This is a genomic window from Rhodoferax sp. ZS1R25 (assembly GCF_056521335.1).
Window position 1 is genome coordinate 476,445 of record NZ_JBWMAZ010000002.1, and the last position, 15,791, is coordinate 492,235.

At 60.4% G+C, this 15,791-nt stretch carries 15 protein-coding genes, 1 tRNA gene, 1 other RNA gene and 1 pseudogene; 8 read left to right on the forward strand and 10 right to left on the reverse strand.

Annotation, left to right across the window (positions count from 1 at the left end; genetic code table 11):
• Nucleotides 1-50: 50 nt before the first annotated feature.
• Together AC097R_RS13075 and AC097R_RS13080 are read right to left on the reverse strand one after the other, a co-directional pair.
• Nucleotides 51-1,229, reverse strand: a complete 1,179-nt coding sequence (locus tag AC097R_RS13075; RefSeq protein WP_477887812.1) for an acetyl-CoA C-acetyltransferase — start codon at nt 1,227-1,229, stop codon at nt 51-53.
• A 31-nt stretch (nt 1,230-1,260) separates the two neighbouring features.
• The gene (locus AC097R_RS13080) at nt 1,261-2,994 is read right to left on the reverse strand and encodes a PHA/PHB synthase family protein (protein WP_479598589.1); all 1,734 of its coding nucleotides are present in this window, start codon (nt 2,992-2,994) and stop codon (nt 1,261-1,263) included.
• 93 nt (nt 2,995-3,087) lie between these two features.
• On the opposite strand from AC097R_RS13080, the gene AC097R_RS13085 reads away from it, so the two are divergent.
• Nucleotides 3,088-3,396 (forward strand): hypothetical protein, encoded by a 309-nt coding sequence (locus tag AC097R_RS13085; RefSeq protein ID WP_479598590.1) that lies wholly within the window; start codon nt 3,088-3,090, stop codon nt 3,394-3,396.
• On the opposite strand, the gene pgeF is transcribed toward AC097R_RS13085, so the two are convergent.
• Together pgeF and maiA are read right to left on the reverse strand one after the other, a co-directional pair.
• Nucleotides 3,328-4,125 carry a peptidoglycan editing factor PgeF gene (pgeF, locus tag AC097R_RS13090; RefSeq protein WP_479598591.1) on the reverse strand — a complete coding sequence of 266 codons (798 nt, stop codon included), beginning with the start codon at nt 4,123-4,125 and terminating at the stop codon, nt 3,328-3,330. The genes AC097R_RS13085 and pgeF overlap by 69 nt on opposite strands.
• Nucleotides 4,122-4,775 (reverse strand): maleylacetoacetate isomerase, encoded by a 654-nt coding sequence (gene maiA / locus AC097R_RS13095; RefSeq protein WP_479598592.1) that lies wholly within the window; start codon nt 4,773-4,775, stop codon nt 4,122-4,124. The genes pgeF and maiA overlap by 4 nt, the downstream gene beginning before the upstream one ends.
• A gap of 72 nt (nt 4,776-4,847) precedes the next feature.
• On the opposite strand from maiA, the gene AC097R_RS13100 reads away from it, so the two are divergent.
• From AC097R_RS13100 to AC097R_RS13130, 7 genes are all read left to right on the forward strand, one after another.
• On the forward strand, nt 4,848-5,150 hold the full coding sequence (locus AC097R_RS13100) for an antibiotic biosynthesis monooxygenase family protein (protein WP_479598593.1): 303 nt from the start codon (nt 4,848-4,850) through the stop codon (nt 5,148-5,150).
• 14 nt (nt 5,151-5,164) lie between these two features.
• On the forward strand, nt 5,165-5,860 hold the full coding sequence (locus AC097R_RS13105) for a fumarylacetoacetate hydrolase family protein (RefSeq protein ID WP_479598594.1): 696 nt from the start codon (nt 5,165-5,167) through the stop codon (nt 5,858-5,860).
• Nucleotides 5,861-5,868: 8 nt separating this feature from the next.
• A complete protein-coding gene (locus AC097R_RS13110; protein ID WP_479598595.1) occupies nt 5,869-6,414 on the forward strand; it encodes an NUDIX hydrolase in 546 nt (181 codons plus the stop codon).
• Between the two features lie 6 nt (nt 6,415-6,420).
• Nucleotides 6,421-7,548: an exonuclease domain-containing protein gene (locus AC097R_RS13115; protein WP_479598596.1), complete on the forward strand. Its 1,128-nt coding sequence runs from the start codon at nt 6,421-6,423 to the stop codon at nt 7,546-7,548.
• Nucleotides 7,541-8,119, forward strand: a complete 579-nt coding sequence (locus AC097R_RS13120) for a hypothetical protein (protein WP_479598597.1) — start codon at nt 7,541-7,543, stop codon at nt 8,117-8,119. The genes AC097R_RS13115 and AC097R_RS13120 overlap by 8 nt, the downstream gene beginning before the upstream one ends.
• 46 nt (nt 8,120-8,165) lie before the next feature.
• Nucleotides 8,166-8,780: a thymidine kinase gene (locus tag AC097R_RS13125; protein ID WP_479598598.1), complete on the forward strand. Its 615-nt coding sequence runs from the start codon at nt 8,166-8,168 to the stop codon at nt 8,778-8,780.
• 976 nt (nt 8,781-9,756) lie between these two features.
• Nucleotides 9,757-10,422 (forward strand): hypothetical protein, encoded by a 666-nt coding sequence (locus AC097R_RS13130; protein ID WP_479598599.1) that lies wholly within the window; start codon nt 9,757-9,759, stop codon nt 10,420-10,422.
• Nucleotides 10,423-11,367: 945 nt separating this feature from the next.
• On the opposite strand, the gene AC097R_RS13135 is transcribed toward AC097R_RS13130, so the two are convergent.
• From AC097R_RS13135 to AC097R_RS13160, 6 genes and pseudogenes are all read right to left on the reverse strand, one after another.
• Nucleotides 11,368-13,851 carry a DUF927 domain-containing protein gene (locus AC097R_RS13135; protein ID WP_479598600.1) on the reverse strand — a complete coding sequence of 828 codons (2,484 nt, stop codon included), beginning with the start codon at nt 13,849-13,851 and terminating at the stop codon, nt 11,368-11,370.
• A gap of 34 nt (nt 13,852-13,885) precedes the next feature.
• Nucleotides 13,886-14,053, reverse strand: a pseudogene (locus AC097R_RS13140) (Arm DNA-binding domain-containing protein); the annotation flags it as partial.
• Between the two features lie 253 nt (nt 14,054-14,306).
• Nucleotides 14,307-14,683: a transfer-messenger RNA gene (gene ssrA, locus AC097R_RS13145) on the reverse strand.
• A 92-nt stretch (nt 14,684-14,775) separates the two neighbouring features.
• Nucleotides 14,776-14,852, reverse strand: a tRNA-Pro gene (locus AC097R_RS13150).
• A 39-nt stretch (nt 14,853-14,891) separates the two neighbouring features.
• A complete protein-coding gene (locus AC097R_RS13155; protein ID WP_310339434.1) occupies nt 14,892-15,341 on the reverse strand; it encodes a MerR family transcriptional regulator in 450 nt (149 codons plus the stop codon).
• Nucleotides 15,342-15,443: 102 nt separating this feature from the next.
• Nucleotides 15,444-15,779, reverse strand: coding sequence for an integration host factor subunit alpha (locus AC097R_RS13160; protein ID WP_310339436.1), 336 nt, complete (start codon nt 15,777-15,779; stop codon nt 15,444-15,446).
• Between the last annotated feature and the right edge of the window lie 12 nt (nt 15,780-15,791).

Consider the following 15,791-nt stretch of genomic DNA (forward strand, 5'->3'; position numbering starts at 1 on the left):
AAACAGAGCTGCTTGCGCATATTCCATGCGGGCTAGCAGCCCAAAACCTCTTAACGCTCGACCGCCAGGGCCACGCCCATGCCGCCACCAATGCACAGCGAAGCCACGCCCTTCTTGGCGCCGCTGCGCTGCATCTCATGCAGCAGCGTCACCAGGATGCGGGCACCGGACGCGCCGATGGGGTGACCGATTGCGATGGCGCCACCGTTCACGTTCACCTTGGCAGGGTCGATGTCCAGCAGCTTGTTGACGGCGCAGGCTTGCGCAGCAAAGGCTTCGTTCAGTTCGAACAGGTCCACGTCTTGCGCCTTCCAGCCCGCGCGGGCCAAGGCACGCTGGGTGGCGGAAACGGGGCCCAGACCCATGAGGGCGGGGTCCAGACCGGTGGTACCAAAACTGACAATGCGGGCCAGGGGTGTGAGGCCCAGGGCCGCGGCCTTCTTGGCGGTCATGACCACCACGCCGGCTGCGCCGTCGTTGATGCCAGACGCGTTGCCCGCCGTCACGCTGCCAGCCTTGTCAAACGCAGGGCGCAGGCCGGCCAGGGCCTCAGCATTGGTTTTCTTGTTGATGAACTCGTCCGCATCGAACACGATGGGGTCGCCCTTGCGCTGGGGGATGGAGACAGGAACGATCTCAGTCTTGAACTTGCCAGCCTCTTGCGCAGCCGCCGCCTTTTGCTGGCTGCCCAACGCCAGCGCGTCTTGCTGTTCGCGGGTGATGCCGTTGGCCTTGGCCACGTTCTCGGCGGTGATACCCATGTGGTACTGGTTGTACACATCCCACAGGCCATCGGTGATCATGGTGTCGACCATCTTCCAGTCGCCCATGCGCTGGCCGTCGCGGCTGCCCAGCAGCACGTGGGGCGATGCGCTCATGTTTTCCTGGCCACCGGCAATCACGATCTCGCTGTCGCCCCAAGCCACAGACTGGGCCGCAAGCATCACGGCCTTGAGGCCGGAGCCGCACACGGCGTTGATGGTCAGCGCAGGGGTTTCCTTGGCCAAACCAGACTTGATGCCGGCCTGGCGCGCGGGGTTCTGGCCCACGCCTGCCGCCAGCACCTGGCCCAGGATCACTTCGCCCACGGCATCTACGGGCAGGCCGCTGCGCTCCAGCAGGCTCTTGATGACGATGCTGCCCAGCTCGGTGGCGGGCGTCTTGGCCAAAGAACCACCAAATTTGCCTACGGCGGTGCGGGCTGCAGCAACGATAACGATGTCTTCCATAAGGTGTCTCCTTTTAATCAATCAGAAATTCTCAAGCCTTGGCTTGAACGTAGCGCCCGGGAGCTGCCTCGATGGCTTTGTACTTGCCTTTGCCATAGGTTTTGGGCGCAGCAATTTGCTTGCCAGCATGGCCCTTGAGCCACTGGGACCAATCGGTCCACCAGCTGCCGGCATGCTCGGTTGCACCCTCCAGCCACTGTGCATGCGTCTTGGGCAGTTTGCCGTCGGCACGTATCCAGTGGCTGCGTTTGTTCTTGGCCGGCGGGTTGATCACGCCAGCAATGTGGCCCGATGCGCCCTGCACAAAACGCTTTTTGCCGGGCAGCACCTGGGTGGAGGCATAGGCGCCGCCAATCGGCACGATGTGGTCTTCGCGCGAGCCGTAGATGTAGACCGGGATGTCCAGCGCGCGCAGGTCCAGCTTTTGCCCACACACGGTGAGCTTGCCGGGCTTGACCAGGTTGTTTTCCAGGTAGGTGTTGCGCAGGTACCAGGCGTAATAGGGGCCCGGCAGGTTGGTGCTGTCGCTGTTCCAGTACAGCAGGTCAAACGGTGGCGGGGTTTCGCCCTTCAGGTAGTTGCCCACCACGTAGTTCCACACCAGGTCGTTGGGGCGCAAAAAGCTGAAGGTGCTGGCCAGGTCCTGGCCCTTCATCAGACCGCCCTTGCCCAGCTCGCCTTCGCGGTATTTGACGAAGCTCTCGTCAATGAACACATCCAGGATGCCGGTATCCGAGAAATCCAGGAACGTGGTAAGGAAGGTGGCGCTGTCCACCGGCTTCTCGCCGCGCGCGGCCAACACACCCAGCGCCGTGCCCAGCATGGTGCCGCCTACGCAAAAACCCAGCGCATTGATGGTGGGTGAGCCGCTGATGTCCTTGGCCACGCCAATGGCGCGGATGACGGCGTGTTCGATGTAGTCGTCCCAGGTTTTGTTGGCCAGCGTGGCGTCGGGGTTGCGCCAGCTCACCACAAAGGTCCGGTGGCCCTGCTCCACCGCGTAGCGGATCAGCGAGTTTTCGGGCTGCAGGTCCAGGATGTAGAACTTGTTGATGCAGGGTGGCACCAGCAAAAATGGTTTCTCAAAGACCTTGGCGGTCAGCGGCTTGTATTCGATGAGCTGGAACAGCTCGTTCTCGAACACCACGGCACCCTCGGTGGTGGCCACGTTCTTGCCGACCTCGAACAGGCTCTCGTCCGTCATGGACACATGGCCTTGCTGGATGTCGTGCACCAGGTTCTTCATGCCCATCGCAATGCTCTCGCCCTTGGTCTCGATGGCTTTTTTCTGCGCCTCGGCGTTGAAGGCCAAAAAGTTGCTGGGCGCGGCGGCGGCCATCCACTGCTCGATCGCAAAGCGGATGCGGCTCTTGGTCTTGGCATCGGCGTCCACGGCCTCGGCCAGGCCCATGAGCGTGCGGGCGTTGAGCAGGTAGACCGCGGCGGCATAGGCGGCCACGGGGTTGTCGCCCCAAGCGGGCGCGGCAAAGCGGCGGTCCGTGTTGGCGGGGGCCTGGGTGGGGTGGGTCAGCCCCTGGCTGAACAGGCCCATAGCCTCTTGCAGGTACTGTTGCTGCAGCTCTTGCAGCTTTTCGGGGGCGAAGTGAATTTCAGGGGCCTTGTCGGCCATGGCGGGAAAGCCAGCACCAGCGGATCCCAGGTCCATGCCCTGGAAGGATTCCAGCACCTTGGACCAGCTCTGGGTAAATGCCTGCTGAAATTGTTGCGTTGCCTGGGCCAAAAAGTCAGTATTGGATTGGGTCACGCCGTCACCTTGGGTTTTAGTGTCTCTAGTCTAACGCCCAAGTATGGCAGTCCAGCGGCTGCGTTATCCTGACGCAACGCAAATTGAAACTCCATGTACATCGTTCCCATTGCCTGGCTCTATGTGGCCCTCATGATGAGCGTGGCCGAAGCCACCAACACCACCGGCACCGTGCTGGGCGCCATCGTCACTTTCATCCTCTACGGCCTGCTGCCCACGGCGCTGATGGTGTATTTCATGGGCACGCCCGGGCGCAAGCGGAAAATCCGGGCCCAGGAGATGGCCGAACGCGAGGCGGCTATCGCCGCCCACGCAGCGGCAGCCGCAGTGGAGTCAGCCCAGCCAGATGCAGGCGGCGAAGCGCCCGCTGATCCGGTCGCGCCGGTGCGAAAAGAACCGTAAGGGGTTGCTGACGGTGCACCAGGGCGTGCTGCCGTCATTGCCATAAATCGCTTTTACGCCTGCCGCCTGCAGCCGCAGACGTGCCAGGGCCGGTAGATTGGCCCGCCACTTGCCGGGGCCGGCAGGCACAAAGCAGCCCGCCGCTTCAGGCGTGCCCGTCACAAAGGCGTGGCGCACCTCGTCCCCCACCTCAAACGCCGTGGGCCCGATACAGGGACCCAGCCATGCTATGGTTTCAGGAGCTGCTGGCGCAATATCCACGGGGGCTAGAGCATTATTTAGTGCTTTAACTGCGGCTAGCGTGCTCTCCACCACCCCCACGCCGCCCTGCCCGGCCAACCCGCGCCAGCCTGCGTGGGCAGCTGCCACCCAAGCGCCACTGGCGTCGCACAGCAGGATGGGCAGGCAGTCCGCCACCATGATGGTGCAGGCCACGCCGGGCCGCGTGGTCAGGCAAGCGTCGGCCACGGTGCCATCGGGCGTGTCAGGCATCAGGTTCTGTACCTGCGTGCCGTGCACCTGCTCCAAAAACACCGGTCGCACATGGAGAGCACCCTGCAGCACCACGCGGTTGGCCTGCACGTCGGCCAAGTCGTCGCCCACGTGGGTGCCCAGGTTCAGTCGGTCATAGGGCGCGCGGGACTGCCCCCCGCTGCGGGTGGTGCAAAGGGCCTTCACCCCAGCGGGCGCGGGCCAGTCGGGTACCAACCAATCAGCAGAAAGACTCATGGCGTGAAGTCGGGGCAGCGGCTAGGCTGGGCCGCGTCAAACGCGGGCAGCGCCATGCAGGCGTCAAACGCGGCCATGGTTTTGGGCAGGCCACTCAGGTCAGTGTCAAAGCGGCGGGCGTTGAAGATCTGTGGCACCAGCAGGCAGTCGGCCAGCGTGGGCGCATCGCCATAGCAAAAGGCTGTGGGGCGCAGGCCCTGGGCGCTCAGCGCATCCAGCTGGCGCTCAAACGCCAGCAGACCCTGGCGCACCCAGTGGCGGTACCAGGTGGTTTTCTCGTCTTCGTCGCACTGCAGGGTGCCGGTCAGGTACTTGAGCACGCGCAGGTTGTTGAGCGGATGGATCTCGCAGGCAATGGTTTGTGCCAGCGCCCGCACCTGGGCGCGGCCCAGCGCGCTGGCGGGCAACAGGGGCGGCGTGGGGCGCGTTTCTTCCAGGTAGTCGATGATGGCCATGGACTGGCTGAGCGCGTGGCCGTCCACTTCCAGCACCGGCACCAGCGCGTCGGGCGAGCGCGCCCGGTGGGCGTCTTGCAGCTGTTCTCCGCGCACCAGGTGCACGGACAGGTATTCAAACGCCAGGCCCTTGAGGTTGAGCGCAATGCGCACCCGGAACGAGGCGGACGAGCGGCAGTAGTTGTACAGCTTCATGCCAGCGAGGATAAACCCGAAGCCGTTACTATTGGAGACCCTTCCCCTGACATTTCCCCGCCTGGAGCCCCCATGATTCTGGAACTTGCCGACATCCGCATCCACCCTGGCCAAAACGCCGCCTTTGACGAAGCCATTGCCCGCGGTCTGCGCGATGTCATCTCCAAGGCCAAGGGTTTCCAGGGCTACAAGGTGAACCGGGGTCTAGAGAGCCCCGAGCGCTACATCCTGCAAATCTTCTGGGACACGCTGGAAGACCACACCGTCGGCTTCCGCCAGGGAGAACTGTTCCCCCAGTGGCGCGCCATCGTGGGCCCGTTCTTTGCCACGCCACCCGTGGTGGAGCACTTTGACCTGGTGGTGAAGTCGGCTTAACCAAGGAACGCGCCATGAGCTTTGTTGTCACGCCGCCCGCCATTCCCTCCATCCCCGTAGTGGGCGAGTCGGCCCGCTTCCCCATCCACCGCATGTACTGCGTGGGCCGCAACTACGAAGAGCACGCCAAGGAAATGGGCCACACCGGCCGCGAGGCGCCCTTCTTCTTCATGAAGCCCGCCGACGCGGCCCTGGTGGCCGAGGCTGGCCAGACCGTGGCGATGCCCTACCCCACGCTGACCAGCAACCTGCACCACGAGGTAGAACTGGTGGTGGCCATTGGCAAGGGCGGCGCCAACATTGCAGCAGCCAATGCCCTCCAGCATATCTACGGCTACGCCGTGGGCCTGGACATGACGCGGCGCGACCTGCAGAACGACATGAAAAAACAGGGCCGCCCCTGGTGCATTGGCAAGGGCTTTGACTTCTCCGCACCCATTGGCCCCATTACCCCCGCGGCCCAGGTGCCCGCCATCCACAGCGCGGCCATTGCACTGCAGGTGAACGGTCAAGACCGCCAGCGCAGCACCATTGCCAAGCTGATCTGGAACATTGCCGAAACCATCGAGCAGCTGTCCGCCGCCTGGACGCTGCAGCCCGGCGACCTGATCTTCACCGGCACGCCCGAAGGCGTGGGCGCGGTGGTGCGTGGCGATGTGTTGCTGGCCAGTGTGGAGGGGTTGCAGCCCCTGCACGTGCAGCTGGTCTGAGCCCCCTCATGCTGCGCACCCCGATCCAACATTGCAAACAATGCGGCACCGCGGTGGTCTACCGCGTGCCGGACGACGGCGACACCAAAGAGCGCGCCGTCTGCCCGGCCTGCGGCACCATCCACTACGAGAATCCTCTGAACGTGGTGGGCACCGTGCCGCACTGGGGCGACCAAGTGCTGCTGTGCAAACGCAACATCGAACCCCGCTTTGGCAAGTGGACCCTGCCCGCCGGCTTTATGGAACTCAACGAGACCACGGCCGAAGGTGCCGCGCGTGAGACCGATGAAGAAGCCGGTGCCCAGTTTGAGATGGAAGGTCTGTTCACCCTGCTGAACGTGGCACGCGTGGGCCAAGTGCACCTGTTCTACCGCGCCCGGCTGACCAGCGACCAGTTCAACCCCGGCACTGAGACCATCGAAGCCCGGCTGTTTACCGAGGACGAGATTCCTTGGGACGAGATTGCGTTTCGCACCGTCAAGGAAACGTTGGAGCGCTACTTTGCCGACCGGCGTACCGGCCAGTACGGCATCCATACCGTCGACATCGTCTAGGTTCCCATGTTGCCCTGCTTTGTCATGCTGGATCTGGAAACCACCGGAGGCAGCGCGGTGCGCGACCGCATCACCGAAATTGCTGCGGTGCGTGTGGAGCACGGGGTAGAGGTAGCGCGCTGGAGCACGCTGGTGAACCCCGGCGTTTCCATTCCCTCCTTCATCCAGAGCCTGACCGGCATCACCGATGCCATGGTGGAAGACGCGCCCACCTTTGCCCAGGTGGCGCCCCGGCTGCTGGAGCTGCTGGACGGCGCGGTGTTTGTGGCCCACAACGTGGGTTTTGACCACGGCTTTGTGGTGCATGAGCTGGCCCGGCTGGAGAAGCCGCTCAAGGTCAAGACGCTGTGCACCGTGCGCCTGTCGCGCAGGCTGTATCCGCAGCACAAGGGCCATGGACTGGACGCCATCATGCAGCGCCACGGCCTGCGCACCCAGGCCCGCCACCGCGCCATGGGCGATGTAGAGGTGGTGTTGCAATGGCTGCAGCTCGCCCAGGCTGAACTGGGCGCCGAGGCCGTGCAGCGCGAAGCTGCGGCGCTCCTGATGGGCGGCACCAGCGTGCCACCACAGTTGGAAACGCCGGTGGAAGACATCCCCGACACCCCCGGCGTTTACCTGTTTTACGGCGAAGGCCGCACGCCGCTGTATGTCGGCAAGAGCGTGAACATGCGCACCCGCGTACTCGCCCACTTCCAAAGTGCGGCCAAGGTGGCGCGCGAGGCGCGTATCGCCCAAGAGATTCGCCGTGTCGAGTGGCATGACACCGCGGGCGAGTTGGGCGCCCTGCTGCTGCAAACGCGCCTGGTCAGGGAACTCAAGCCGCTGCACAACCGAAAATCCAGCAAAAAGGCCCAGGTGGAACTGGTGCAGCAAACCCTGCGGGGCTGGCCCCACGCAGGCCGCATCGGCATCCGCGAGCACCACGCGCGCACCGGCCGCACCGATGTGCATGTGTTTGACCAGTGGTGCCATGTGGCCACCGTGCACTCGGCCGAGGACCTGGACGATGTGCGTCAGAGCCGGCAAGCGCTGGCGTTTGACCTGGAAACCTACCACGCGCTCGCCAAGCGCTTGGCCCCACCCATGGGCCGCGACAGCGCGGTCTTCCCCCTGGAGAATGCCCATGGCTAAACGCAGCCTGCCTTTGCGCGCGCAGATGGCCGACGCCATTCTGGAGCTGGTGGTGCAGGTGCCCGCCAGCGACGAGCCCATGCAGCAGCACCCCGCCGAGCGCGCCCACGCCATTGCCCGGGCCACCGCGCGCAAGGCCAGCCTGCTGGCTGGCTCGCTCTCGCTGCCGCCCGGCTGGCTAGGCTGGGTCACCGTGCTGCCCGAGATGGTGGGCGTGTGGAGGCTGCAGGCGCAGATGGTGGCCGACATCGCCGCGGTTTATGGCCAGTACCACGCGCTGGGGCGCGAACACTTGCTGTACTGCCTGTTCAAGCAACTCTCGGCCCAGCTGTTTCGCGACATCGCGGTGCGCATGGGTGAGCGCGTGGTCGTGCGCCCCGCCACCCTCAAGGTTCTGCAGACTCTGGCGCAAAAGCTGGGTGGCATGCTGGCCGTGGCGGCGCTGCGCAAGGGCGCATCGCGCTTTGTGCCGCTGCTGGGTGCGGTCAGCGTGGGCGCGTATGTCTATTACGACACCCTGCAGGTCGCGCAGAACGCCGTCGCCTTGTTTGAGGATAAAACCGGGGCCTAGCCCCCGTGGATATTGCGCAAGCCGCTATAAAAACAGAAGCAAACCCATGGCAAAACTCTTCTTCCGTTACTCGGCAATGAACGCCGGAAAATCGACCTCGCTGCTGCAGATCGCCTACAACTACGAAGAGCAAGGCCAGACCGTGCAGCTCTTCACCGCCGGCATTGACGACCGCAGTGGCAAAGGTAGTATCGCCTCACGCCTTGGCCTGCAGCGCCAGGCCGACGTCTTCGACGCCGACACCGACTTTCTGGCACTGCTGGGCGACCGCACCCAGCTGGCCTGCGTGCTGATCGACGAATCGCAGTTTCTGCAACCCGCCCAGGTACGGCAGTTGCACCAACTGGCCCACACCGCCGGCATTCCGACCATCTGCTTCGGTCTGCGCTCGGACTTTCAAGGCAACCCGTTTCCCGGGGCCGCCTACCTGCTCACGCTGGCTGACGACATCGAAGAAATCAAAACCATCTGCGCCTGCGGCCGCAAGGCCACCATGAACATCCGCCTGGACGACCACGGCAAGCGCGTGCGCGAAGGCGAACAAGTAGAGATTGGCGGCAACAACCGCTATTTGCAGGTCTGTGCGCGCTGCTTCTACAGCGAGCCTGTACGCGCCAAATTCGCTCTCGCAAGCGCCAAGAAAAAAGCCGCTCACCAGTGATGGTGAGCGGCTTTTGCCTAGGGCTGGGGTCAATTGAAAGAAGCCTTGAAAACCGCATGAACACTAGAAAGTTGAAAATATTTCTAGTATTTGTTCCCCGGTTTGTTCCCCGGTTTTGGTTCTGCTACCCCTAAATGGAGGCCATGCCAATCAACTGCTCGATATCACCCCCCTAGTAAAAACTTTGAATCTAGTTTGGGGGCACCGCTCAATTCACCCGCGTGCTTCTGGGCTCTGGGAGTACCTTTATGGGGGGGGGCGAAAACATCGAACAAAGTCCGGCCAACTGCTTTTCTGTAGGGGACACAGGGGACATAGGGGACAGCGTTTATCCATGCGGGTTTACGCAGTCCCCGGCATCTGTGAAAGCCGGGGACAGCAGGGGACAAACTGCCACAATGAAGTCCGCCACCGTCCAACGTGCCGGAATGCGCGAACGTTGTGGGCGACAAAGCCAGCACTAGGACAATGCAGACGCCTCGCCCATGTTTTCCTTGGAGCACATCAAGAGGCGCACAAACCCGCTTTTGTAGCGCGAAAAGGCTTCGCACACACCGCCCCCACACGCGGCCCGTGCAGTCCATCAGTGACATTTGATCGGAGGCAAAAACAATTCTGGCCATCGTTGACCGTCATTCCGCAAAATCCTGACCAGGGTGCTTGTGTTGACCAACTGACAGTAATCGACCCAAAGCGAAATTCGGTGGCTTCTGACTCGTAGCCGGATAGCAGGCATTCAGGGCTGGCACGCCAGGCGGATACGATGGACAGCCGATATGCGGCGGAAGCGGTCGGTCACGAACGTCGGCTTGCTGGAAGTCAGCCTGTGTGCCAGTCAGCGGATGGTCGTAGACTTCAAGTCTGCAGCGTAAGCTGCACGCCGGGTGATGGACCTGTTTGTATCCGGATTGAAAAAAACGTGAATCTGTTTTGCATAGGCTACGCCGTCCAATAAGCGGAACGTCGAGCAGTACTTATGAAAATCCTTTCGATCTTCCTCTTTTTCTCAAGCTTAACTATCGCTGTATGTGCGCAAACTGCGACCTATGACTGCGCCAATGGAACGTTTGAGACGGATGAGAAGAATATTCAACAACGCTCCAGCGAACTGGTGACCCCACCGATTCAAAGTGAGCAGAACAGTAATACAAAAATTCCCGTGGAGATATCGCGCATAAGAAGTGGAGCAGTTTCTACGTTTAGGGGGGCTTACGTAAATGAAGGCATGTTGACTTGGTACGCATTCGATGCAGACAGACAATTGTTTGTGGCAGTGTTAACCCGCTCTGATCGGGCATACCCACGATCTTCACCAAACCCTGACAGGATTTCGCCAAATCAAATCTTTCGATATTCCGATGCTGCTGGGTATAAACGTTCTGAATTTGTCACAGTCCTTAAAGCTACGCCTGATCAAGTACGCAACTTCTCTTGTTTTGCGAATCAGCTACTGACAACCGAATCGGAGAACGTATTTCGTCCAATGCCCACGGATACAGTATCAAGTTGGTTTACGTTAATTTCCAACGGGCAATACTTGGAATCGCCAAATGGAACGAAGTCTTGGAAACTACAAGACCAGCTAGAGCGCTGGATTGCAGCTCCTATGAGTGAGCCAATCAATAGTGCATTCAAACGCTGATCCAGCATGAACCATTAGTCGTTGCTGACACACAACTACGTTCCTCTAAAAAAAGGTACTACCCAACCCGACACGCCTGAGGGACGTTTCGCCGAGAAGCCAGCTTCGCGCCACTGAGCTAAACCATTGAACCGTTCAGAGCGATCCCTTTTGTGGCGCTGGATCTGACCGAGCCCGGCGCATCACGGCGACATATTGCGACGAACAACTCGCCAGAATGCGGTCTGCCAGAAGTTGGGGGCCAATGTCCGCACTGGCGCAAGCAGAATTCCAATCTGTAGGACCGCAATCAGTCTGTTGCCGTCTTAGCTACGCGGCAGAAGCTGGCTTTCGCGAATGTCCGCTTTCTGAAAGCCAACCCATATAGCAGTCATACACAAAGGCGTGAAGCATCATTCCCCCGCAAATGACAACAGCAACTTTGACAAGAATCCGCATCGTCCTGCTATCACTCGTCAACTTGTTGACTATCCCAGTTTTGGAATTGGCAACCATACCCGACGCCGTGGAAAGTATGCGAAATTCGTGGGAAGTACGTCCAGTCCTATTGACCTTCGGCCTGCTGGTATCCATCGTTCCGATACTGGTGTACTACTGGTATTTGTTTCGCGACAAAAGCCGAATCGGCAGTTGGAGGGCTTTGCCCTTAATGCTGCTCACCCTTGTCCTAGCCGCTTTGCTCTCGTTGTGTGCTGCGGCTTGCTTGCTCAAGTGCATGTAGTGACGCCGTCACGTGGAATATCGGTTTGCCAAGCAAACACGTCCAGAAGCAGACATTCGTCAAAGCCCGCACCCGGCCCATGGTTGCCTTTGCAGAAACACACTCTTGGCTTATGGTTGTCAATAATTCCCGAAACAAATGGTCAGACCGACCGGAATACGCACAATTTAGGGCTGGGGCTTCAAGCAATGCACCCAGCCCCACACCCAGGGCGCCAATGCTGTCTACGCGTCAAGATCAAAGATTGCAGGCGTAATCAGGTAGCAACGTGCAGGCCCAATGCCGGGCAGCTTGGTCTTGATGCTGTAGCGCCCCGGCTCCTTGACTGTCAGAAAACCATGTTCCACCAGGACGGCGCACACGGCCTGCACGTCATAGCCTTTACACACCTCTGCCTTGAACGTCTCAGATAGCACGTAGTATTCATAGCTGACCGACTCCCCATCCACGGGGTGCATTTCTTCGCCGAATTCGGCCTTGTGCTGACTGTTGGATTTGATTGGCTCACCGTTAGCGTTCAACATGCGCCGCACTCCGGCTTTGTTCAGCGTCTTGGGCACGCGGTCATCGCTGGCGCGATGCCAGTAAGTGAAGCGGCCTTCACCGTGCGCTTCTAGAAACGTACGCACCTGCCTCAGCATGTTGGTTTTCTCACTACTGCCAGCACCGCCCCGCAACTTGATCCATGCATCAAAGCAGACTTGTGCAGCGTTGATTGCTTCATCGACTGGCCAGCCTGTAATGCCCGCAGTTGTCGCAATCTCACCGGCTGCAGCAATCAAGGCAAAGCGCCTACCGCCCCGCTTCACTTGACCCGAAGCATTGGCCGGGACAATCTGAGCCTCTATCGCGTCCATACGTGCACGCAGGCCAGCGGCCAGCCCTTCGGTATTGGCGACAAGGTATTCAAGCCATGTGCGGCCTGCAACGCCATAGCAGCGGGCAGCATGGCCCTGCACCCAGCCGGACAGCTCATGCCCGTTGCTGAATTCGTGGAAATCCTCGAGGGCAGACCCTTCCCGCACCTCGGTGGGTATGGGGATCAGGCGCACCTCTTGCCCACCCTTTATCTTTTTCCCCACCGTCTCCATGTGCTGGGCTAGTGTCAGCTCGCCACTGCTCAAGAACAACAGACGCCAGGTAGGCTTAGGTCTCAGCCCGCCAGCCCCCTTACCGCGTGTTTTACCCATGCCATCGGCAAGCATGTACGCAGCGTTACCAGCGTCCCCAGCATCCATCTGCCCCAGCTCATCCAGAATCAGCGTGCAATCGTTGTGCTGCTCGCCCTGGTACTCCAGACCGTTGGATGTGGCCCGCCATTTCTGCATGTAGCTGTCGGGGTCTTTCTCGGTGCCCTTGCCCCACACACTGGCAGCCAGCAGGAAGCAAGTAGTTTTGCCGATAGAGGTCGGGCCGACATAATGAACCCCGCCGCCTGTCACACCATTGGCCCATGCCAACAGCGGCCCGGCAAAGGCTGTGGCCACTGCAAAGGCTGCACGGGAATTGCCCACGCACAGGCGTGCAAGATCCTGTTGCCACTGCGCCAGGTTGCCGCGCTTACTGAAATTGGCCTCAATGCCCGCTTCGCTATGGAATATCACCCGCTCACCGCTGGGGCTGGTGCCTAGGGTTTCATCGGGCAGCACGTAGCAGCGGCCCGCCCAGCCCACGCGGGGGACATGGCGCACCAGCTCCAAGGCTTCAGGGTTGCGACTCTGCAGGTACTCGGTCAACCAAACGCGGCGCTTGCCATCGGTGGGCGTCATGAAGCCCAGCCCCAACAGCGCAGTGCGGTAGGCATTGCCATCCCCTGCCAACATTGCAAGCGGCATCAGCCAGCGCCGCACCTTGCTGAACTGGGTCACAAACTCCAACAGTAAGGCCGCTTGGTTGTCGTGGCTGTCCCGTGCCATGCCCACCACACGCAGCACACCGCAAACCCTACGGGGTGCACCGCCATCGTCACCGGGCGGAGTGTAGTAAAGGCCATCGCCATCCACCACATGGAAGCGCTCGAAGCCCGCAGCGCTTTGCGGCTCTGTGCGCTCGTTTTGCGCTTGCTTGCTGCGCTGGCCTGCCCTTGCTTTTTGCGCGGCCTGCAGCGCGCTTTGCTGCTCCTGGTGCGCTTCAATCACTGATTCGACCAAAGCCCGCACCGCATCCAGCCCCGCAGCTTGGTGCATATCATTGAAGTCACTGCCGCCCTCGGGCAACTGCCCAGGAAATACAGTGATGCCCTGCACCGCCTTTGCCGCTGCCGTGGCCTTGTCCCTGCCGGGGTTGTGGCCCTTCTGGGCAAACGTCTGCACATCGTCATCGCCACATAGCACCAGCAGTGCGGCGGGGTACTGTTGGTGCAGTGCCTTGGCAACGTGTGCCAGGTTGCCAGCATCAAAGGCCACTGCCGCCGGGTGCCCTGTAGCCTCATGCAAGCTCGCTGCCGTGGCATAGCCTTCAGCTACCAGCAACACCGCAGCGCCTACAGGGTCACCGCACAGATGCCACAGGCCTGACTTGCGGCCACCCTTCAGAAACAGTTTATCCGGCCCGCCGGTAGGTTTCTCCGGTGCAATGCGCTGCACGTTCCACAGTTCACCCACTGCATCGCGCACTGGCACCAGCAGCCAACCGCCAACTCCAAAGCGCACACCGTAGGGCTGCACACGCTTGCGCAGTAGATAGGGTGCAGTACTTGGATCTAACACGACTGCCGCAGCGTCCCACAGCGCTACAGCCTTAGCTACCCAGGGCCAAACGCCCTTCTTTGCCGTCCTGGTACGTTTTCCAGAACCAACGTTTAGAACCGGCTGGACTCACCTCCAGGTACAGGCCCGCGCCATCGGTGAAGCGAGCGCGGGTCTTGTTAGGGGAGCAAACAGCGCTTTTGCATTGCTTGTCGGTCAGCATCGGGAACCTCCTACCGGGGAACAAGTGGCCACTCTGGGACAGTTCCACCGGGGTAAATGCACACGAGACCGGGGAACAACTGGCCAAATTCTAGCCCTTACCCCGGTTTGTTCCCCGCTCTGTTCCCCGGTTTGGGGCTGGCTGGTGGCGCACTTCAATGCACTTACACGGAAGAAATACGCCCGTAAGCTGTTGATTTACCAAAGAAAAAGGCCGCTTGCTGGAAGCCAGCAAACGGCCTTGGTCTTGGGAGTGGTGGAGCTGGGGGGATTTGAACCCCCGTCCACAAGCCTTCTTCGAACAGTTCTACATGTGTAGCCATCTGGTTTGGATCTCGCTCCCTACATCGCGCAGTGGCACGCTATGCAAGACGCCAGCAACCTATTGTCTCGACCCACCCTAAGTTACCCAAGGCAGGCCCAGCCGAATGAAATTAGCCCACAGCCTGGACGGCTTGCGCCACCCTTGCCCAGCCTATCGGCTTGCTGTTGTGAGCCTCACTAGCAATTAAGCAGCGAGTGCGAAACGTTCGTCGTTTGCAGTTAGTTTGTTTGAATCTGTTTTACGAGCGCACTCAGCTCGACATGCCCTGCTGCGCGTCCGAACCCGTGTCGAAACCAGTGCAGCCCCTGAAACTCTATTTTAGGTGGGTTCTGCAAATTGCAAGACCCCACAAAGACAAAAGGGTTAGCTGGAATTTCCAGCTAACCCTCGTCAATTTTTGGTCGGTGTGAAAGGATTCGAACCTTCGACCCCTTGCACCCCATGCAAGTGCGCTACCAGGCTGCGCCACACACCGATCGAAGCCTCAAATTATAACTCGGCTTAGAGATGTTTCTCAGGCTGCCTCAGCAAGAAGTTCACGAATTTCAAATAATTCGCGCTTCAGTTGCACCAGCTCCATCGCAGGCACATCCAGACTGTCCATGCTCTGGCTGTCTTCAAAGTCTTCGAGGTCCATGTCATCGACTTCGACAACCTCCAGACCTTCCAGCATCACTTCGCCATTGCGTTTCTTGTCACGCTCGCTTTGCAGCAACTCCTGCATTTTGTTGCGCGCACCGCTGATGGTGAAGCCCTGGTCGTACAGCAAATCGCGGATCCGGCGGATCATCAGCACCTCGTGATGCTGGTAGTAGCGGCGGTTGCCACGGCGCTTCATAGGGCGCAGCTGCGTGAATTCCTGCTCCCAATACCGTAGCACGTGAGGTTTTACGCCGCACAAATCCCCCACCTCACCGATGGTGAAATAGCGTTTGGCGGGGATGGGGGGGAGCGTTTTCTCCATTGAAATCAATGCTATACGAGGCAAAGCGCAGAGGTTACTCTAACTTTCCCTAACGTGCAAAGCCCAAATGGATACCGCCACAAAATAAGGCGGGACTGTGGCTTAAATCACGGGTGTGATTTTGTTCTCGTCCTGGATTTGCTCTTTGAGCTTGTGGCTGGCGTGGAAGGTCACCACGCGACGTGCCTGAATCGGAATCGCCTCGCCGGTGCGCGGATTGCGGCCTGGACGGGGCGCCTTGGTGCGGATCTGGAAGTTGCCAAAGCCGGAGATTTTCACGTCGGTGCCATCCACCAGGCTGGCCGCGATCAGGTCAAAAAACGCGTCGATCATGTCCTTGGACTCGCGCTTGTTGAGCCCGATTTGCTCGAACAGCATGTCGGCCAACTGGGCTTTGGTCAACGCGGGCGTTTCCAGGCTTTCAACAGAAAAATCCATGGTGGCTAAAAC